This window comes from Defluviicoccus vanus, from assembly GCF_014672695.1.
GTDB classification, from domain to species: Bacteria; Pseudomonadota; Alphaproteobacteria; order Rhodospirillales; family Defluviicoccaceae; genus Defluviicoccus; species Defluviicoccus vanus.
Genome location: NZ_CP053923.1, coordinates 3,167,327 through 3,186,993, shown reverse-complemented (window position 1 = coordinate 3,186,993; position 19,667 = coordinate 3,167,327). Strand labels below are relative to the sequence as shown.

Below are 19,667 nucleotides of genomic sequence, written 5' to 3'. Positions count from 1 at the left end.
AAGCTTGGTCTAGCGGCCGGCTACCAAGCGTCGGTGCGGAACGGTGATGCGGGGNNGCCCACCATGCGGTAAAGGTTGCCGATGGGATTGTTAGCCCAGTCATAGCGTACCGCCACCGGTGCGCCAACGTAGGGCGACGACACCACCACCGTTGAGCCATCGATGCGTGCGTTGGCCCAGACGAACTTGCGATCGGCTCCGGCGATGGCAAAGCCGGTCAGATTTGCGTTGGGCAGCCGGACGACTGGTTGTAGCGGTTGCTTGCGGCCGACCATGAGGCCGTTCTCCGCATTGAGGAAGGAGATCCGGATCGTCGATCCCTGGATGGCCATACCTGCATAGAGCGGGCTCTCGGCAGTGATAGCCTCATTGTAGGCAACGCCCCGAGCAAGGGTGGCGATGCGGTCGCCCACGTCCTGCTTGTCCGGCGGATGGACGGTGTCACTCCGCCCGGTGTCGATGGTCACCGCCAAGGCAACGCCGGGCAGCGTTTTTGCCGTCTGCAGCTGCGCCTCACGCAGCCCCACCCAGCCGTAGTCCTGGGAAGGTTGCGTCTGTGGTGTCGAGTACTTTGGCAACTGCACGATCAGAAACGGGCTCGTATCAATGCCAAACCGGCTGCGCCAATCGGCGATCATGTTAGTGAGCAGCCGTCGGTATTGGACAGGAAGGGCCACGTTGCTTTCGCCCTGGTACCAGACGACGCCGCGCAGAGCGAAGGGCAGCAGCGGCGAGATCATGCCATTAAACAGCGACGTTGGATAAAACGTATTCTGTGGGTACCTGCCGTCAACAATATCGGCAATGGTGGCGGCAAAATCCGGATCTTTGGCCAGTGAGGTAGCGCTCATCCAATCCTCGATGCGTGAGCCACCATAACTGGCTTGAATAAGACCTTGAGGAACCTTTCGGTTGTTGTACAATTTACGGCCAAANAAGTAGCAGGCTGCGGAGAATTTCGGCGTATTGGCTGGATTGCTGACAAGCCATCCCGTATCGGCGTGAAATATTTGAGCGGGTTTAGGCGATCCTTTGAAAGGCAGCACCTTGAAAAGGCGGACCCGCGTGTAATTGACGCTGTCAGCAATTTCCCGGTTGGCATTGAGCGCCTCCGAGACCGGCAGTCCCATGTTTGATTGACCCGAACACAGCCAGACGTCTCCGACGAGCACGTTGGTGAGCGTCCGTCGCGTGGCGGCGGTGACCACTATGCTATACGGTCCGCCTGCCGGCATGGGCGCCAAACGAAGTTTCCAAAAGCCGCCGGTGTCGGCAGCGGTGCGTACCGTCTGCCCGGCAACGGTCACCGTTACCGCACGTCCTGGCTGGGTGCAACCCCAGACTGGGACCCTGACGTTGCGCTGCAGGACCATATTGTCGGTGAAGATCGGATGCAGCAGTCCTGGCTGGCGGGCGCAGTCAAGACGTGGCTCCTGCGCTGCCGCCCCCGCCGCAGCGAGGATCGCCGCAAGCATCAGGCCTAACGCCAGTTTCACCCTTAGTACGACCATCGTCGAGTGCCCCCTGGCATAGACTCATGGCATGTCCGCATCAAACGCTGCGCACAGTGCCCTCCCGTCGGGATCGCTTTCCCGACGACCCGCGCAAAACGCTAATTTTGACCGATATAATTCTATCTTAACCTAATGCCCCAGATCAATGCTCGGCGGCAGGTAATACGGGAATTTGTGTCCACATATCTGCACCCGCATCGAAGCGCTGGTACAGCAAGTCCAACAGACGCGCGCACCCCACTGCTGCGCCGAAGGCGTTGCCGCTGGCTCAGCTGCTCTCCCTGACCGATACGGCAGGGGCTTCGATCCAAACCTTGGTGGCGCCGGCCCGAACCATGTCGAGCCGGCGGCCTACCAGGTGTCGGCCGGCTACCAGGAGTCGGTGCGGAACGGTGATGCGGGGNNGCCCACCATGCGGTAAAGGTTGCCGATGGGATTGTTAGCCCAGTCGTATCGTACCGCCACCGGCGCGGCAATGTTGGGCGACGACACCACCACCGTTGAACCATCGATGCGTGCGTTGGCCCAGACGAACTTGCGATCGGCTCCGGCGATGGCAAAACCGGTCAGATTTGCGTTGGGTAGCCGGACGACAGGTTGCAGCGGCTGTTTGCTGCCGACCATGAGGCCGTTTTCCGCATTGAGGAACGAGATCCGGATCGTCGATCCCTGGATGGCCATGCTCTTGTAAAGCGGCCCCTCGGCCCTGACGGCCTCGTGGTAGGCGATACCGCGGGCGAGGACGGCGAGACGGTCGCCCACATCCTTCTTGTCCGGTGGATGGACGGTGTCGCTCCGCCCGGTGTCGATGGTCACCGCCAAGCCAACGCCGGGCAGCGTTTTTGCCATCTGCAGCTGCGCCTCACGTAACCTAACCCAGCCGTAGTCCTGGGAAGGTTGCGTCTGCAGCGTCGTGTACTTTGGCAACTGCACGAGCAGGAACGGAGCCGCATCAATGCCCAGTCGACTGCGCCAATCGGTAATCATATTGCTGAGCAGCCGCCGGTACTGGACAGGAAGTTCCACGTTGCTTTCGCCCTGGTACCAAACGATGCCACGCAGAGCGAAGGGCAGCAGCGGTGAGATCATACCATTGAACAGCGACGTCGGATAAAACGTATCCTGTGGGTACCTGCCGTCAACAATATCGGCAATGGTGGCAGCAAAGTCCGGATCATTCGCAAGGGTTTGCTGACTCATCCAATGCTCGATGCGTGAGCCACCGTAGGTGGCTTGAATGAGGCCCTGAGGAATTCCGCCGCTTTGGTAAAGTCGACGGCCAAAGAACGTGCAGACTGCAGAGAAACTCTGCGCATTGTCGGGGTTGCTGATAAGCCAACTCGTGGCAGCGTGAAAGATTTGGTTGGGTGTCGAAGAGCCGTTGTACACCGGCACCTTGAAAAGACGGACCCGCGTATAGTTGCTGCTAGCGGCAATTTCCGCGTCCGCATTGAGCATTCTCCAGAGCGCCCGTTCCATGTTCGATTGCCCCGAGCACAGCCAGACGTCACCGACAAGCACATTGGTAAGTGTCCGTGTCGAGGTGGCGGCGGTGACCACCATGGAATACGGCCCACCTTCCGGCATGGGTGCCAAGCGCAGCTTCCAGAGGCCGCCGGTGTTCGCGGTGGCCTGAACCGTCTTTCCCGCTATCGTCACCGTTACATTGCTTCCCGGTTTGGTGCAGCCCCAAACCGGTACCGAGGCATTACGTTGCAGGACCATATAATCGGAGAAGATCGGGTGCAGAAGCCCCGGATGCTTAGCGCAGTCGAGATGCGGCTCTTGCGCCGCCGCCCCCGTCACACCGCAGATCGTCGCAAGCAACAGGACTAGCGCTAGTCGCGCCCATAGCGTAACCATGGTTGCACTATCCTTCGAATGTACTGGTGGCATGGCTGCATTGAACGCTGCGGACAGTGCCGCGCCGCCGGAGTTGCTCCTCCACCGTCTCATGAACACCGCTAATTTCATTGCCATCATTTTATTCTTGTTTGCTAATCAAGCATAATAGTATTTAACACGTAATGCGGGTGGATATGTACATACCTATGTGCCAGCGCCGGATTAGCCGCCAAGAAGCGCCCCCTATTGCGTCGAGGGATCGTCGCTGGATTGGGTGCTCGCCGCCGCCGGTGCGGCAGGGTCTCGATCCCGACTTTGGCGGGACCTCCCTGACCATGCCGAGCCGGCGGTCGGCCGGGCGACGAAGCGGTCCGCTACCAAGCGTCGGTACGGAACGGCGACGCCGGCAGTCCCTCCACTCCATAAAGGTTGCCGGCGGGATTGGTGGCCCAGTCATAACGTACGGCAACCGGCGCCGACACTCCGGGCGCAGATACCACGACTGTTGATCCGTCGATGAGTGCGTTACCCCAGACGAACTTGCGATCGGCTCCAGCGATGGCAAAGCCGGTCAGGCTGCCATTCGGCACGGCAACGACGGGTTGCAGCGGTTCCTTGTAGCCGACCATCAGCCCGTTCTCTGCATTGAGGAAGGAGATCCGGATCGTCGATCCCTGGATGGCCATACCTGCATAGAGCGGGCTCTCGGCAGTGATAGCCTCATTGTAGGCAACGCCCCGAGCAAGGGTGGCGATGCGCTCGCCCACGTCCTGCTTGTCCGGTGGATGGACGGTGTCACTCCGCCCGGTGTCGACGGTTACCGCCAGGCCGACGCCAGCTACCGACTTTGCCGTCAGCAACTGTGCCTCTCGCATCCCTACCCAGCCGTAGTCCTGCGAGGGCTGGGTCTGCGGCGTCGAGTACCTCGGCAACTGCACGATCAGGAATGGCCCCTGACCAAGACCGAACTTCTGACGCCAGTCGGCGATCATGTTGGGGAGCAACCGTCGGTATTGGACGGGAAGCAGCGCGTTGCTTTCGCCCTGGTACCAAACGATGCCGCGCAGGGCAAAGGGCAGCAGCGGCGAAATCATCCCATTGAACAGCGATGTCGGNGTAGAACGTGTCCTGTGGATACTCCCCGCGGCGATATCGGCAATGGTGGCAGCAAAGTCCGGATCGTTGGCCAGCGAGTCTGCGCTCATCCAATCCTCGATTTGCGATCCGCCGTAGGCGGCTTGNATGAGGCCCTGCGCTACTCCCGTGCTGTTGAACAGGTCGCGAGCGAAAAAGTAGCAGGCGGCCGAGAACCCGTACGTCGTGGTGGATTTGCTGATTTGCCAGATCGCGGAGGCGGAAAACGTTTGGCTGGGCGTCGGCAGGCCGGTGAACGGCGGCACCTTGAAGAGACGGATCTGCGGATAGTTGACGCTGTCAGCCATTTCCTCGTCCGCATTGAGCACTTTCCAAAGAGCCATCTCCATGTTCGATTGTCCCGAGCACAACCACACGTCGCCGAAGAACACATTGGAGATCGTTCGCTTGGTGGCGGCAGTGACCGCCATGGAATACGGCCCGCCTGCCGGCATGGGTGCCAGACGCAGTTTCCAGAAGCCATTGGCGGTGGCAGTGGTCTTCACCGTCTGCCCAGCCATCATCACCGTTACCTTGCTTCCCGGCTGGGTGCAGCCCCAGACAGGGATGATGGCGTTGCGCTGCAAGACCATACTGCTATTGAAGATCGGGTGGTGTAAGAGACTCGAATCCTGAGTACAGTCAAGGGCCGGCTCCTGCGCAGCAGACGCCGTTATATTGTAGATTACAGCCAGCAAAAATCCCAAAGCCAGCCTTGACAACAGCGTAACCATCATTGAGTTCCCCTCGAACCTGCTGATGGCATGCCCGCAACAACCACCGCGAACACTGCCGATTTATCGATATTATTCCAGGACACCCTACATATATCGCTCATTACTATTACTCTAAGCCGATTTGCGCCCACGAACATTGCTTTACATCCCGTCGCGTGAGACTTTGTCATTAAACCTCTACGCTGAGGTCGATGCACCAGTGCCGCAAAACCAGCAAAACAAGAGCGCCGATCTGGCGCGATAAGCAGTAGCCTGCATCAGCCAAACTCACCTTGATATAAAGTAAAACAACAATGGCGAGGAGTACAAGGATGATAACGGGAGCGAGGCATGCAACCTACATGTTCGCTTGCACCTCCCGTTATTGTCTAATACCCCTGTAAGTACAAATCACTTACGTGTACACGACTTCAGCGCAAGCGTTGTTATCAGCACAGCCTGCCGTTTTCGTTGGCAATAGCAAGATTTTCTTTCGACGCGGAGGGAAGACTGCTGGGGCGCTCTGGATTGGCCAATCGAAACGGCCTGAGACAGCGTTTCCCAGCCTTGCGAAAGCAAGCAAGGGAGCGACGATTGAGGCTTAAATGTCCGGTGAAGTCGCGGCGCGGGGAGGAGAGGTGTTCCCGCGCTTACTCCTGCATCTGCTGCCAGCCTTCCGCAGCACGCTGCAGCGTCGTCGCCTCCGCGGGGTTCATGCAGGCGGCGAAGTCGGCGGAGCCGGGGGTGAACCCACGCGCCGCACAGGCAGCTTTTGCCTCAGCTTCGATTTCTTCCGCCACCGGACCCTGCGCACAACCGGCGAGGAAAACGAGGGCCGTAAGGGCAAGGATGATCCCTGCCCGTTGTCGCCGCCCCACCGGGAGACATTCCAGGCTGATCTGCATCACGCCCGGCATCCTTCACGGCGGCAGTGGCTCGCCCGCGTCATCGCCTGGCTAGGCGTCGTCCGCCGCCCAGGGCGGATTGGGGATACTGTCAAAGACGTGCAGCAAACCGTCACTCCAGGCCGAACAGACGTCGGCAAAGTAGCGATCGCCATTGCTGATCTCCTGGTGACGGCCGACGCTGAGGCTATTGGCCTTGTAGATCAACACGTCGATAGGCAGATCGACGGAAAGGTTGGCCTTAATCGTGCCGTCGAATGACAGCAAGGCGCATTTCGCCACCTGGGCAAGGGTCGTCTGCGGGTTCAGGATCCGCTCCAGGATCGGCTTGCCGTATTTCGTCTCACCCAACTGGAAGTAGGGCGTGGCCGGCTCGCTCTCAATGAAGTTGCCGGCCGGATAGACCAGGAACAATCGTGGCTCGTCGCCGGCAATCTGGCCGCCGACAATGAACGAGGACGAGACATCGGCACCGAAGGATTGCACGTAGGCGCGGTCCCGATCGATCACCCGACGCAGCAATCCCCCCACCATCATCGTCGCATCGAACATGGTTCGTGCGAGGAGGAGGTTGGAGAAGGGATCATCCGTTTGCAGCCCCTGTTGCAACCGGGTAATCACCTCCTGGGTAACGGCGAGGTTGCCGGCGGTCATGACGACGATCAGCCGCTCCCCNGGCTGTGGGAAGACAAACAACTTATGATAGGTAGCAACGCTGTCAACGCCGGCGTTAGTCCGGGAGTCGCTGGCGAACAGCAATCCCTCGTTCACCTTGACCCCTACGCAATACGTCATCGCTGCTTCCTCTCCGTATCAGCCCGGTTGCGTGGCCATATCCCCGTCGGCCGAGTCAGCGCCCATCTAGCTGGAGCGAACTCGCCATAAAAGCAAACCTGGACGATCCTGGCACACGCCCGCTCGTCGCTCAAGCGGCCGCAGCAACCGCTGGCCGCTCACCTGCTAGCAATGCGACGAGGGCACATCGCACCGCACCCTGCCAGACAGGCTTTGCGATAAGCTGTCGGAGTCATTGGGTTCGCAAACCAGGAGCCGGAATGCAGGTGGATTCTTGCCTGCGTTCGAGGCCCTCATCAAGCCGACGCTTATCGCGAATGTCTGCCCGACAACGACGGGCGACTGACGGTCACATTTCCGGTTGCGGCGTCGTGGCGGTGCTGGGNGGCAGGATCGGGTAGGTCACCATCGGCTGTTCGCCGGTCAGCGAATGCAGAAACGCGGTGATCTTGCTGATCTGATCATCGCTCAGGTGCTCGCCAAGCTGGCTCGTCGCCATCACGCCCACTGCCTGTTTCAGGTCCCAGGCTTTGCCGGTGTGGAAATAGGGCGGTGTCAGTTCGATATTGCGCAAGGTGGGAACCTTGAAAACGTATTCGTCGTCGGCCGTTTTGGTGACTTGAAAGCGTCCCTTGTCGGTGGGCGGCAGGATATCGGCACCCGGCTTCTCAACGACGCCGAAGGGCGCGTACATGCCACCGCCGACGTTGATGCCGTTGTGACAACTGGCGCATCCTTGGTCGATGAACAACCTCAGCCCAGCCTTCTGTTCAGCGGTGAGCGCATTGCCATCACCGCGCAGGAACTTGTCGAAGGGCGCGTTGGGGGTGATCAGCGTCGCTTCGAAGACGGCGATGGCCTTCTCGACGTTTTGGATCGTCACCGGATCCTTGTCGCCCGGGAATGCTGCCTCGAACAGCGGCTTGTAGCCGGGAATGCCACGCAGCATCTCGATGGCGTGCTGGTGAGTGATCGCCATCTCGACCGGATTCTGGATCGGCCCACCCGCTTGCTCCTTCAGGTCTGCCGCACGGCCATCCCAGAATTGCGCCGTGTTGAAGACGGAGTTCAGCACCGTCGGCGCGTTGCGGGTGCCCTTCTGCGACTTGTGGCCGATGGAAACCGGCAGCATGTCGACCCCGCCTAGGCCGATCTGATGGCAGGTATTGCAGCTGATGTTGTGGCTTTCCGACAAGCGCGGATCGAAGTAAAGAGCCTTGCCCAGCTCTACCAGTGCCGGTGTCGCCACCACATCCTTCACCACCGGCGGCTTGTTGGGGATCGGCTGAAAGAGCCCCTGTGCTTCCTTCATCAATGGGTCTTCGGCGCTCAACGCTGCCGTCGCGCCGATGGTCGCTGACACAAGGGCCAGCGCCACTGCCACTGTCCGCATAACGATCTCCTCGCTTTTCTTAATCATCATCGTGGGAAATGTCTTTGTGCTCCGCCTGCGCCGTCATCAACGCCGCGAAATCCGTCTTCGCGAACACGATGACGCCAGCAATGGCAACGATGCCGGCGGCAAGGATCATTCGCCAGGCGGGTGCCACAGGCTTCTCGGCCGCGGCGAGTGTTTCGTCGAGCTGCTTTCGACCCGAGACCATTGCCGAAATCAGGTTCTCACCGGTAAGCCACCAGTCGACCAGAACGCCGCAGACATGAACGACAGCAAGCAGCAAGATGAGGTTGGCGAAAACCTCGTGGCCCTCGCCGATCGCCTCGCTTAGCGGCGCGGCGAGCAACGACGAGAGTGGTCCCGCCAATCCACCCTCCTCACCGGAGAAGAGCCCGGTCAACACCGCAAGCGACAGGACGACTAGCATCAGGACGATCATCCAGCCACCCAGCGGATTGTGGCCGACATATCGTGGGGGAGCCAAGGTGAGCAGGCGGCGGACGTAGTCAGCCACCACCTGCCGACCATAGACGAAATCACTGAAGCGGGAGTGAGGGCTACCGATCACACTCCAGATCAGGCGGAACAGCAGCAACAGCGCGACCACGTAGCCTGATGCGGTGTGAAGGGCGAACAGCCAGCCCTCTTCGCCACCCGTGACGTAGCTGACAGCTACGGCCAGCACCAGCAGCCAGTGAAACACCCGTGTTGGGAAGTCCCAGACCGGAACAGCGCGCAGACCTGTCACCCGCTCCTCCTCTCGCCGCGACGCGGCAGCACGTTCGGTTTGATGATCGTGGAGATTCTGACGCCGATGCGCGACAGCGCGACAGCGCGACAGCGCGACGCATTACATACTAACTTTCTAATACAATAGCCACCTGTTCCACGCCGGTCAAGGACGATGGAACAGCCTGTGCCAGCTGGTCATCGGACCGCTTGTGCCGGACCAATGGATGCAACGCGCTAAGCAGGTCCTGCGATGGCTAACACCGGCTACACACCTGCACCGCAATCCACAGACTGAGCACGAGAATCGCCGGCACCAGGACGGAGACGCCGAAGAAAATCATCAGCACCAGCGAGCCCGGATCGCTGGCCACATGGATCAGCGCCGCGGTGATGCCGCAGACGAAATAGAAGATGAAAAAGCGCAAGTGACCGCAGGCGTCATCGACGCTGCCGCCGGCTACAGCACGCGGTCAGGCAGCGACGGCCGCGAGCAGGCCTTCGAACATGGCACGGCCGTCGGTGCCGCCAAGCAGCGGGTCGGCGAGACGTTCCGGATGCGGCATCAATCCGAGGACGTTGCCACCCCGGTTGACGATGCCGGCAATGTGGCGCTGAGCACCATTGGGATTGGTGGCAACGTCGCTGTGACCTTCGGCGTCGCAATAGCTGAAGACGATCCGGCCCTCCGCCGCCAGTCGGTCGAGGGTGGCCGCATCGGCATAGAAGTTGCCCTCGTTATGGGCGATCGGCATCCGCACCACCTGGCCCTGGCCATAGCCCCGGGTGAACGCCGTCGCCGCGTTGTCGACCCTGAGGTAGACGTCGCGACAGACGAAGCGCAGACCGGTATTGCGCATGAGCACGCCCTCCAGCAGGCCTGCTTCCGTCAACACCTGAAAGCCGTTGCAAATGCCAAGCACGTACGCCCCTGCGGCAGCGCGGGCCTTCACCTCGCGCATCACCGGCGATTGGGCGGCAATGGCGCCGGCACGCAGGTAGTCACCGAAGGCAAAACCGCCAGGAACGACGATCAGGTCGAGGGGCGGCAGCGCGGTGTCCCGGTGCCAGATCATCGTCGTCGGTCGCCCGGTGGTCTGTTCCAGTGCCACCGCAACATCCCGATCACAATTGGATCCGGGAAAGACGATCACCCCGGCGCGCATCCGCCTTCTCCCTGTATTGCGAGTTCTATATGGCGAGCCTGGCCGCGCCAGTGGCTAGACGATCTCGCCAGTGGCTAGACGATTTCGATCGAATAGGTCTCGATCACCGTGTTGGCGAGCAGTTGCCGACACATGGCTTCCACCCTCGCCCGTGCCGCCGCTTGATCGTCCTCGTTCAGGTCAAGTTCGATGTACTTGCCCTGCCGCACCTCGTCGACGTCGGCAAAGCCGAGCGCGGCCAGCGAATGTTGCACCGCCCGGCCCTGCGGATCGAGGACGCCCGCCTTAAGCATGATGTGCACCTTCGCCTTCACCGGACCTCCTTCGCTCCTTATGGCCGCAGTGTCCTGCGGCGGAACCGTTCTATGGCTGAATCAGTCGGCGGCGATCGCGCTGCCCCGCCGTTATTGTACCGTGTCCGGCCCCTTGAGATCGGCAGGTCCGCTCTCCGGCAGGATGCCGAGCCGGCGCGCCACCTCCTGGTAGGCGTCGGCGAGATGGCCTGCCGACGTGCCCTCACTGGCGTCGGGTTCCAGTGGCTGATTGGCGCGCAAATCCCACAAGCGGCAAGAGTCGGGGCAGATCTCGTCGGCAAGCACGATCCGCATCTGCTCGTCTTCCCACAGGCGGCCGAATTCCACCTTCACATCCATCAGCCGCATGCCGATGCCGAGAAACAGCCCACTCAGAAAGTCGTTGATCCTGAGCGACAGGGCCATGATCTCGTCAATGTCCTGCGGTGCCGCCCAGCCAAAGGCAGTGATATGTTCTTCCGAGACCAGCGGCCGTGCAAGTTCGTCGGAGCTGAAATAGAATTCGACAATCGAACGCGGCAGCGGCGCGCCTTCCGCCAAGCGAAAGCGCGAAGCAAAATCGCCGGCGGCGGCATTGCGCACCACGACTTCGAGCGGAATCATCTCCACTTCCCGCACAAGCTGCTCGCGCATGTTCAACCGGCGAACGAAGTGCGTCGGCACGCCGATCTCACCAAGACGCAGCATCAAGTATTCCGAGATGCGGTTGTTGAGAACGCCTTTGCCGCTGATCACGTTTTTCGACGTCAGGCTGACGCTTGCAACCTCGTCTTTGAAGTACTGGACCAGCGTTCCCGGCTCCGGACCTTCAAATAAGATCTTGGCTCTGCCTTCAAAGATTTGTCTGCGACGGGCCATGGTCCTCATTTCCTCGCGGCGCGCCACGGGCCGGTGAAAAGCGGCGCGGCTGATATAGCAACTCACCTGGATCAACACAATGACAGGACGTCTGTGGTTAGGCGACCGGTTGGTAGGGCGCCTCGTCCGGTCGGCCGGCGGCGAACAACCAGACCGGCCGGCGACGCGGATCATCCGGCGCCGGCAGGGCGAGCAGCGACGAGCAGACGGTGCCAAAGCCGGCGGCGGTGACGACGCTCATCGCCCCGCCCGGCCCAGCATCTGCCTCGCCGGTGCGCACGCCAAGCAGCTCGACCCAGGCCCGCCAGTCACCGCGGTCAGGATCGGGGGTGACGGCGGCGGCAAACTGCGGCAGGAAGCGGCGGATGCGTGGCGATGTTTCGTCGTTGCGGTCGTAGGCGGTGATCATCGCCAACCCCGGCGGCAGCGGCAGGACCTCGATGCGGCGAACCGCACCGTCCGCCGTAGCCGCGGCACGAAGCCAGAAGGCATCGCGGGCATCACCGATCACCATGTTGAAGGGACGATAGGCGCTGGCGTCCAGATGGCCAAGCGCTTCCGCGGCAACGGCGGCTTCCGCATGGTCGAGCGCTTCCAGTGGCAGTTCACCGCGGCTGCGCAAGCCGGGCGCCGGTCCCAGCGTATTGATCCGGTTGAGCACGGCGGCGACGACGCCCCAGTCGTTGAGGCCGAGCCAGGTTCCGCCGGCAAGCGTGTCGAGACCCGCGCGCACTTCGACGCGGTCGCTCCAGTGACGGCCGGGCGGCAGCCAGGGTCGGGTGTTCATCTCGTCCCGATTGGCCGCAACCAACAGTGGCCAGCGGTGTCCCGGCCGGCGCAACACTATGATCGTGCACATGCTGAACAAGGACATAGCGCCCCGCGCATGCGTTGGCCAGGGGCTAACGCCGCCCGAGGAATCATTGCGTCACCCCTTGCCGCATCGTACATTCCAGCAGGGAGTTTTGGAGAGGCGCCATGACTGATCTGTTACGCGAAATCGAAAAAGGCTACGAAGCCAAGTACAAGCTCGACGAAGAAATGCGATTCAAGGCGATGTGTCGCTGCAGCAAGATGTTCGGTCTCTGGGCAGCCGATCATCTTGGGCTGGATGGCCAACAGGCAGACGAATACGCGCGCCGACTGGTTCGTCTCACCCTCGACGGGCCACACGCCGACGCGGTAGTGGACACAGTGCTTACGGATTTCCACACTGCGGAAGTCCGGCTGACCGACAGCGACACCAACGCCGCCTATCACCGCTTTTACGCCGTCGCCTGCGAACAGATCGGCAGCGACTACCCCACCCCGCTTGGTACGGATCATGTGCAGGTGGGGGGCTAGCGCCTCCCCCTCGCACAGCGTCAGTCTTCTACCCAGACCGAGACCGAGCCGCCGTTGCAGTGGAACTCGCCCCAGCCGTCGCTTCACAGACCACGAGGACACAACCAGCGGCAGGGCGCGCGGAAAGGCTGTTGCGGCCAAGCTACGACAGATGCTGGGTGCCGATGTAGCTTTCGGACTGCATCTCGAACAGGCGGCTCACCGTCCGCTCGAACTCGAAGGCGCCGTCGCCCAGCGGATAGAGCGACTCCGGCGGTCCCTCGGCGGTGCAGATCAGCTTCACCTTGTGCTCATAGAGCGCGTCGACGAGGGTGACGAAGCGCTTCGCCTCGTTGCGGCGGTGGGTATCGAGGCGAGGAATGCGCGCCAGGCAGACCACGTCGAAGCGCCCGGCGATGGCCAGATAGTCGGCGGGTCCAAGCGTCGCCTCGCACAGGTCGTCGAAGGAGGCGAAGGCGATGTCGTCCGACGCCATCGGGATCACCACTCGGCGATCGTTGACGAGAATTGTTTCCGGGCCAACGTCGGCACCATGGGTCAGCCGGGCGAAGTAATCCTTCAGCCGTGCCTCATTCGCCTGATCAAGCGGCGTCAGGTAGACATCCATCTGCCGCATGGTCTCGAGGCGATAATCGGTGGGTGAGTCGAGGTGCAAAACGTCGAGCTTACGGGCGATCAGGTCGATGAAGGGCAGGAAGTTTTCCCGCTGCAGGCCGTTCTTGTAAAGATCGCGCGGCGGCCGGTTGGAGGTGGCAACGATGATCACCCCGGCGTCGAACAGTGCCTCGAACAGCCGGCCGAGGATCATCGCGTCGGCGATATCCAGCACCTGGAACTCGTCGAAACAGAGCAGTTGGGCGCTCTCGGCAACCCGGGCGGCCACATCGGCGATGACGTCCTGGCTGCGGGCGGCCACCGTCCGCATCGATCCCTTCGTCTTGATCGCGGCGCCGGCACCATGACCAAGGCGGGCGCGCAGGCCGTGAATCTCCTGCATGAAGGCGTGGAAGTGGACGCGGCGGCGCTTCACCACCGGCGCGGTGCGGAAGAAGACATCCATCAGCATCGACTTGCCGCGGCCGACACCGCCGTAGATGTAGAGGCCCTGCGGTGGCTCGGCGCGCCGGCGGGCGAGACCGAAGCGCTCCTTCCAACCGCCGCCGCCAGTTTGCGGTTGGTAGCCTTTCAGCGCCGCGTGCAGGCTCTGCAGCTTCTCGGCGGCGAGTGCCTGCGCCGGATCGGCTCGGAGTTCACCNGCCGCAAGGCGAGCGCGATAGTGGGAGAGTGGACCGTCGGGCATGTTTCATTCGCGGCTTCATGTTGCACCCGCTAACACCGTAGAATTACCGAAGGCACCTGTAAAGGTGCACCGGTGGCAACGCCGCCGCGCGCGCGCTGCCGGCGGATCCGGGCGACGGTGGCGGTGGCAGGCAGGCTTCCGCCGGAACGCCTTCGATGGCGGCGGGGATCAGACCAGGATCAGGTTGATCCGCCCCCAGGTGCCGACCCGGCCGCTCGACGGCAGGTACGTCTAACGGTGCGGAGACCGCCTTACAGCTTGGTGAAGCGGGCGCGGGCACCACGCTCGATCGCCGCGGCGGAGAGCCGGTCGATGTCGAGCGCATGGCGGATCATTTCCAGCATCCGCATTTCCTCCACCGGGACCCGACCATCGGCGGCGGCAATGTCGCAGGCGAGTGCGTACGCGGTTTCGTGCAGCTTCAGCGGCAGGGCCGCGGCAATCATCGCCACCGCCTTGTCAAGGCCGTCGGGCTCATCCAGTAACTCCGCGCACGCCGCCGTCGTCTGCGGCAGCGTGGAGGAATCGTAATCGGCGAATACCGGCAGCCCGCGAATGATTTCGCCGATCTGCCGCAGTTCGATATCCGGCATCTCGCGATCGGATGCCGAGACCAGCACCATTGTATACACAAGTGCGGCATGGTGGCTGATCATGGGGCCTCTCCCAGTGCAATCCTTCGGCATCGCTTCGCTCGCAGTCCTCGTTGCGCCGGCGGGCCGCTGCCCACCCGGATCCCACGATAGGCCCTTCGCGCTCAGGAGTGTAGCGTTTCGCGCACCAGGGTGAGCGCTGTGGCGAGCCCGACGCGCTCCACCACCACTCCCTCCGGAAACGCCGACAGCAAGCGGCTCGGCAGCGCCCGGTCGAGAACGACAAAGACACCGCGATCGCTGCTATGGCGAACCAGCCGGCCATAGGCCTGCTTCAGCCGCATCCGCGTCAGCCGGTCGTCGTAGTCGCGCGGGCCGAAGGCGCTGCGCCGGGCGCGATGCAGCAGTGTCGGCCGCGGCCATGGCACCCGATCGAGGACGACGAGACGAAGGGCGCGGCCCGGCACATCGATCCCCTCCCGCAGCGCATCGGTGCCGAGCAGGCACGAGTTCTCCTCGGCGCGAAAAATATCGACAAGGGTGCCGGTGTCGAGCGCGTCCACATGCTGGGCGAGCAGCAGCAGTCCCGCTGCCTCCAGCGGCTCAGCAAGCAGGCGCCAGGCGGTGCGCAACCGGCTGATGGCGGTGAACAGACCGAGCGCGCCTCCGCCAGCAGCGATGAACAGCTCGCGCATCGCCGCCGCCACCTGCCGCGAATCGTCGCGGTTGACGTCGGTGACGATGACCACCCGCGTCTGCGCCGGATAGTCAAAGGGTGACGCGAGCATTGCCCGTGTCGGCGTCACCTCCACCTGCTGCACGCCAGTGGCCAGTGCCGCCGCCTGCCAGTCGGCCGCTTCGTCACCGCTGCCGTCGCGCAGCGTCGCCGAGGTGATCAGCACGCCGTGCGCCGGCGCCAGCACCGCGCGGGCGAAGGGCTGCATCGGGTCCACCCAGTGGCGGTAGACGCCCACGTCAAACTCCTGGCCGTTGAAGCGTTCGATCGCCAGCCAGTCGACAAAATCGGCCGACTCCGGCGCATTTGGCGATGCCAATGTGTCCGTTGCGGAAGGCTCGGTGGCGACGATCGTCCGCAGCATCGCCTGCCAGCCGGCGAGCGGCAGGATGGCGCGGCGCTCGATGCCGCGGCGGATGCTGTCGATCCGCTGCCGGGCACCGGTTTCGAGCGTCGCCGCTTCCTCGTCGAGCCGGTCGCGCAGCAACCGCATCAGGCTGCGGAGCGGCTCCAGCAAACGGCCGATCGCCTGGCCGAGCGCCAGTGCCGCCTCGCCCAGTCCCGGTACGGGTGGCTGCAGTGCTGCCTCCAGGCTGTAGAGCGGATCGCGCTCATGGCTGCGGGCAAGGACCTGTTGGCGGACCAGGGCGAGAAATGCTTCGACCGGGCCGACGGGTTCGCCGGCCACTAGCCGCTGCCGCCAGCCGGCATCGGGCAGCACCCGCGCCAGCCGCTCCACGTGGCCGAGCGCCGTCTCGGTGGCGGCGTCCTCGTTCGCCGCGTCGCCCAGGCGAATGCGCAGGCCACGCCGACGCGAACCCCGCGAACGCTCGGCACCGCTGATCCATTGCCGCAGTTCGCGCGTCTCGCGTCCGGAGAGATGCAGCGCAAAGGCTGCGTCGGCGGCCTGGAACAGGTGATGCCCCTCGTCGAAGACGAACCGGGTGGGCGGCAGCGGATCGTCCCCACGGGTGGCCTGGATCATCACCAGCGCATGGTTGGCGACGACGATGTCGGCGCGCCGCGCCCGGCGGATGGAGCGTTCGATAAAGCAGCGACGATAATGGCGGCAGGCACTGTAGATGCACTCGCCGCGCTCATCAGTGAGATCGAGGGTCAGGCCGACGCCGAGCAGGTCGGCGAGCCAGGCAGGGAAGTCACCGCCGATCATGTCGCCGTCGCGGGTGGCCATCAGCCAGCGCGCCACCAGGCCAAGCGCGACGCCGTCTTCACTGCGCACGCCGGTGCGGCTCACCGCCTCCTCATAATTGAGCAGGCAGACCGTATTCTCCCTTCCCTTGCGCACCACCACCCGGTCGGCCTTGATCCGATGTTCGGGAAACGCCCGATCCAGCTCGCGGTCGAGCTGGCGTTGCAGGTTGCGGGTGTGGGTGCTGATCCACACCGGCCCTCGGTTCTTTTCTGCCCACAGCGTCGCCGGCGCGATGTAACCGAGCGTCTTGCCGATCCCGGTGCCGGCCTCGATCAAGGCGATGTTCGGCTGCCCGGCGGCATCGCGCGGCAGGAACGCCGCGGCAGCGGTTGACGCGTAGTCGAGCTGACGCGCCCGCGGTTCGGCCACACCGGCAAGCAGGCGCACCAGACGCGCCCGCGCCTCCACCGGCTCCACCGGTCGCGAGTCGGGTGGCACCGGTGGCGGCCCCTCCTCCCACTCGCGCAGCCGGGTCCAGACATGCAGTCCGAAGCCAAAGGAGGCGGCCGGTGGCGGCACCTCGCTGCCGAGAGCGGCCAACACCGTCGCCGCCCATCGCCACTGACCGCGCGCCATGGCAAGAGCGATCGGCAGAGCGTCATCGCGCGGCGAGGCGGTCAATTCGGCGATGAGCGCGCGGGCGGCGACGAACAGGCTCGCTGCCTCCTCTTCCGGGGTCAACGGCAGCGGCAGCATCAGCGCCTCGGCGAGGCCGCGCGGAGTGGGCACGCAGAAGCGCGCCGGGCGGACAAAGGCGTAGAGTTCCAGCAGGTCGAAGGCGGGAAAGACGCCTCGACCAAGGCGAGCAGCGACAGCGCGCAGATGGCAGACGAAGGGAACCACGCCCTCATCGAGGCGAAGGACAGCGGCGGCTCGGCTCAGCCGCTCGCACCGTTCGCCCGACCATGCCCAGGCCACATCGCGTACGCTTGCGACCAGGGCCGGACTTGCAGGAAGGCGGACGCGAGCGTTCGCAAACGCAGCATTGTACATCCGCCGAGTATAGCCGGTCCGGCACCAAGGCGGCAGCTATCGCCGCGCAACAACGGCAAACGGCTTGATTTCGTCACCTCAGGCGCAACATCGGAGAGACCCTCGCCCTGTATGCGCCGACAGGGTTCGCGGTAACGGCCGAGGTGCCGATCGGCTCCCGTCCACGGCGGCCGAATCGCCGCGGACGGCGATTGATGTCACGCCCGCTGACGCGCTAAGCAACGGCGTTCCACGGCAACGTCGGCAAGAACTGAGGAGGCTCATGAATGCCCGAAGGCAACTACCCCCACGGATTGTTTTGTTGGGCCGACATGGCGACGACGGACGTGTCCGCGGCCAAATCCTTTTACGCCGCCCTCTTCGGCTGGACGTTCACCGATAACGCAGTGGCGCCGGATATGGTCTATTCGATCATCAGCGTCGATGGCGGCGCGGTCGGCGGCCTCTATCCGCAGCCGGCAGCGATGCAGGCGGCAGGGATCCCACCCGCCTGGACGCCCTACATCAGTGTCGATAACCTGGATAGTGTGGTGGCGCTCGTCCCGGCGCAGGGTGGCAGACNNGTCGTCGCACCGCCTTGCGAGGTGCCCGACACCGGATGGATGGCGGCGATCGCCGACCCGCAAGGGGCAGTGGTCAATCTGTGGAGCCGTGACAGTGCCTTTGCCGGTGCGGCGCGCCAGGGAACGAAGCCGGGAACCGTAAGCTGGAACGAGCTGGCGACCTCAGACCTGGACGCCGCCGCCACCTTCTACAGCGCACTCTTCGGCTGGGCGATCAAGCAGGTTCCCGGGCCGGAGCCGGTGGCGGAGTGTGTCTATTATGTCCAGTTCATGCTCGAAGGCGAGCCGGTGGGCGGGTTGCTGCCGCTGAGCGTCATCTGTCCGGATGTGCCGCCGCACTGGCTGGTTTATTTCAACGTCGCCGATTGTGACGCCGCCGTCGCAACGGCAACGGCCATCGGCGGCCGGACATTCAAGGAGCCATTCGACGTGCCGGATGTTGGCCGGATTGCCGTGCTCGCCGACCCCCAAGGAGCCGCATTCGCGGTCATCGCTCTGGAAATGGCCGACTGAAGATGGCCAGTTGCGCCGGGCAGCGCAGCGCTGCCCGTCCGCTTGCTGGCTCAGCGGCGCGGTGGCGAGCCGCCCTCCGGCATGTCACGAACCAGACTCGCCAACGTCTGCGGTTCGTCGATGACCTCGGCGCCGGCATTTTCTGCGACGCGGCCGCAAAAGGCGGCGACCGCCTCAAAGTAGGCCTTGCGTCCGATCAGCATCAGGTCGTTGTGGCCGCCACCGGGAATGCGCACAAGCTTCTTATTCTTGCTGCCGCAGGTGTCGTAGAGCGCTTCCCCGTCACTGATCGGAATGATCCAGTCACGCTCGCCATGGATGATCAGCGTCGGCAGTTCGACGTCCGCGATCTTGTCGAGATTGCCGAAGCCGTCCTTGTGCTCGAAAGCGTCAGGAATCTGCAGGAAGCCGATCCGCTCCACCAGTGGAAACGTGTAGGCAAAGCCGCTTTCAATGATGATGCCGGCAAGAGCGTTGTGGGCGCGTGACGCAATTTCCAGCGCCGCCGCACTGCCGAGCGAACGCCCCATGACGTAGATGTCGCCGCCCTGCAATTCCTTCGTCGCCATCACCTCGCGCAATTGCTCGAAGCAGGCACAGGCGTCCCGAAGCAGTGTCGTCGCAGTCGGCGAGCCGTCACTGGCTCCGTAGCCGCGATAGTCGACGACGAACAAGGTCAAACCGAGGCGGGTGTAGAAGGGAGCGATGGTATCGTAGTCGGCAGCGATTTCGCCATTGCCATGGAAATAGAGAATGACCGGGCAGCCGGCGCCGGCGTAGTAAATCTTGCCACCCAGGGCGATGTTCTCGGCGACCGGGACACGCACCACGAAGGTACCGGGCAGAGTCTGCGCCATGCTCACGTCCCGTCGCGGATAAAATAAGACGCTCAACACCTCGGGACGATCGAGGACGTCATACGCCTTTTCGCTCATCATGCCTCCAGCAGTCGAATACTGTTGCGGCTTCTGTTACCGCACCGATTAAACCCGACGAAGTACGTGATAGTTCCCTTACACCCATTCGCCCGCCACTGCCAG

At 63.1% G+C, this 19,667-nt stretch carries 17 protein-coding genes and 1 pseudogene; 2 read left to right on the top strand and 16 right to left on the bottom strand.

What is annotated here, in order from left to right:
- Window positions 1-20 precede the first annotated feature (20 nt).
- From HQ394_RS14460 to HQ394_RS14405, 12 genes and pseudogenes are all read right to left on the bottom strand, one after another.
- Window positions 21-1,235, bottom strand: coding sequence for a sialate O-acetylesterase (locus HQ394_RS14460; protein WP_456151624.1), 1,215 nt, complete (start codon window positions 1,233-1,235; stop codon window positions 21-23).
- 648 nt (window positions 1,236-1,883) lie between these two features.
- Window positions 1,884-3,077: a sialate O-acetylesterase gene (locus tag HQ394_RS14455; protein ID WP_456151623.1), complete on the bottom strand. Its 1,194-nt coding sequence runs from the start codon at window positions 3,075-3,077 to the stop codon at window positions 1,884-1,886.
- A 656-nt stretch (window positions 3,078-3,733) separates the two neighbouring features.
- On the bottom strand, window positions 3,734-4,924 hold the full coding sequence (locus HQ394_RS14450) for a sialate O-acetylesterase (protein ID WP_456151622.1): 1,191 nt from the start codon (window positions 4,922-4,924) through the stop codon (window positions 3,734-3,736).
- A gap of 935 nt (window positions 4,925-5,859) precedes the next feature.
- The gene (locus tag HQ394_RS14445; protein ID WP_190260821.1) at window positions 5,860-6,117 is read right to left on the bottom strand and encodes a hypothetical protein; all 258 of its coding nucleotides are present in this window, start codon (window positions 6,115-6,117) and stop codon (window positions 5,860-5,862) included.
- 48 nt (window positions 6,118-6,165) lie between these two features.
- Window positions 6,166-6,909 carry a peptidase gene (locus tag HQ394_RS14440; RefSeq protein ID WP_190260820.1) on the bottom strand — a complete coding sequence of 248 codons (744 nt, stop codon included), beginning with the start codon at window positions 6,907-6,909 and terminating at the stop codon, window positions 6,166-6,168.
- Between the two features lie 349 nt (window positions 6,910-7,258).
- The gene (locus tag HQ394_RS14435; RefSeq protein WP_456151621.1) at window positions 7,259-8,221 is read right to left on the bottom strand and encodes a cytochrome-c peroxidase; all 963 of its coding nucleotides are present in this window, start codon (window positions 8,219-8,221) and stop codon (window positions 7,259-7,261) included.
- A 100-nt stretch (window positions 8,222-8,321) separates the two neighbouring features.
- A complete protein-coding gene (locus tag HQ394_RS14430) occupies window positions 8,322-9,053 on the bottom strand; it encodes a cytochrome b/b6 domain-containing protein (RefSeq protein WP_190260818.1) in 732 nt (243 codons plus the stop codon).
- Between the two features lie 238 nt (window positions 9,054-9,291).
- A pseudogene (locus HQ394_RS14425) lies at window positions 9,292-9,486 on the bottom strand (hypothetical protein); the annotation flags it as partial.
- A 21-nt stretch (window positions 9,487-9,507) separates the two neighbouring features.
- The gene (gene purQ, locus HQ394_RS14420) at window positions 9,508-10,200 is read right to left on the bottom strand and encodes a phosphoribosylformylglycinamidine synthase subunit PurQ (protein ID WP_190260816.1); all 693 of its coding nucleotides are present in this window, start codon (window positions 10,198-10,200) and stop codon (window positions 9,508-9,510) included.
- A 74-nt stretch (window positions 10,201-10,274) separates the two neighbouring features.
- Window positions 10,275-10,514, bottom strand: coding sequence for a phosphoribosylformylglycinamidine synthase subunit PurS (purS, locus tag HQ394_RS14415; RefSeq protein WP_190260815.1), 240 nt, complete (start codon window positions 10,512-10,514; stop codon window positions 10,275-10,277).
- Window positions 10,515-10,604: 90 nt separating this feature from the next.
- On the bottom strand, window positions 10,605-11,372 hold the full coding sequence (locus HQ394_RS14410; RefSeq protein ID WP_190263316.1) for a phosphoribosylaminoimidazolesuccinocarboxamide synthase: 768 nt from the start codon (window positions 11,370-11,372) through the stop codon (window positions 10,605-10,607).
- 97 nt (window positions 11,373-11,469) lie between these two features.
- Window positions 11,470-12,231 (bottom strand): NRDE family protein, encoded by a 762-nt coding sequence (locus HQ394_RS14405; protein WP_190260814.1) that lies wholly within the window; start codon window positions 12,229-12,231, stop codon window positions 11,470-11,472.
- A gap of 119 nt (window positions 12,232-12,350) precedes the next feature.
- Here HQ394_RS14405 and HQ394_RS14400 point away from each other — a divergent pair, with 119 nt between their 5' ends.
- Window positions 12,351-12,716, top strand: a complete 366-nt coding sequence (locus HQ394_RS14400) for a DUF1476 domain-containing protein (protein WP_190260813.1) — start codon at window positions 12,351-12,353, stop codon at window positions 12,714-12,716.
- A 142-nt stretch (window positions 12,717-12,858) separates the two neighbouring features.
- Here HQ394_RS14400 and zapE read toward each other — a convergent pair whose 3' ends face one another.
- From zapE to HQ394_RS14385, 3 genes are all read right to left on the bottom strand, one after another.
- Window positions 12,859-14,016: a cell division protein ZapE gene (gene zapE / locus HQ394_RS14395; RefSeq protein WP_190260812.1), complete on the bottom strand. Its 1,158-nt coding sequence runs from the start codon at window positions 14,014-14,016 to the stop codon at window positions 12,859-12,861.
- 251 nt (window positions 14,017-14,267) lie between these two features.
- A complete protein-coding gene (locus HQ394_RS14390) occupies window positions 14,268-14,672 on the bottom strand; it encodes a tellurite resistance TerB family protein (protein WP_190260811.1) in 405 nt (134 codons plus the stop codon).
- Window positions 14,673-14,773: 101 nt separating this feature from the next.
- On the bottom strand, window positions 14,774-17,476 hold the full coding sequence (locus HQ394_RS14385; protein ID WP_223291607.1) for an ATP-dependent DNA helicase: 2,703 nt from the start codon (window positions 17,474-17,476) through the stop codon (window positions 14,774-14,776).
- Window positions 17,477-17,817: 341 nt separating this feature from the next.
- On the opposite strand from HQ394_RS14385, the gene HQ394_RS14380 reads away from it, so the two are divergent.
- Entirely contained in the window at window positions 17,818-18,627 is an 810-nt protein-coding gene (locus HQ394_RS14380) for a VOC family protein (RefSeq protein ID WP_190260809.1), read from the top strand.
- A gap of 50 nt (window positions 18,628-18,677) precedes the next feature.
- Here the strand turns inward: HQ394_RS14380 and HQ394_RS14375 are convergent, their stop codons facing one another.
- Window positions 18,678-19,562 (bottom strand): alpha/beta hydrolase, encoded by an 885-nt coding sequence (locus HQ394_RS14375; protein WP_223291606.1) that lies wholly within the window; start codon window positions 19,560-19,562, stop codon window positions 18,678-18,680.
- Window positions 19,563-19,667 lie beyond the last annotated feature (105 nt).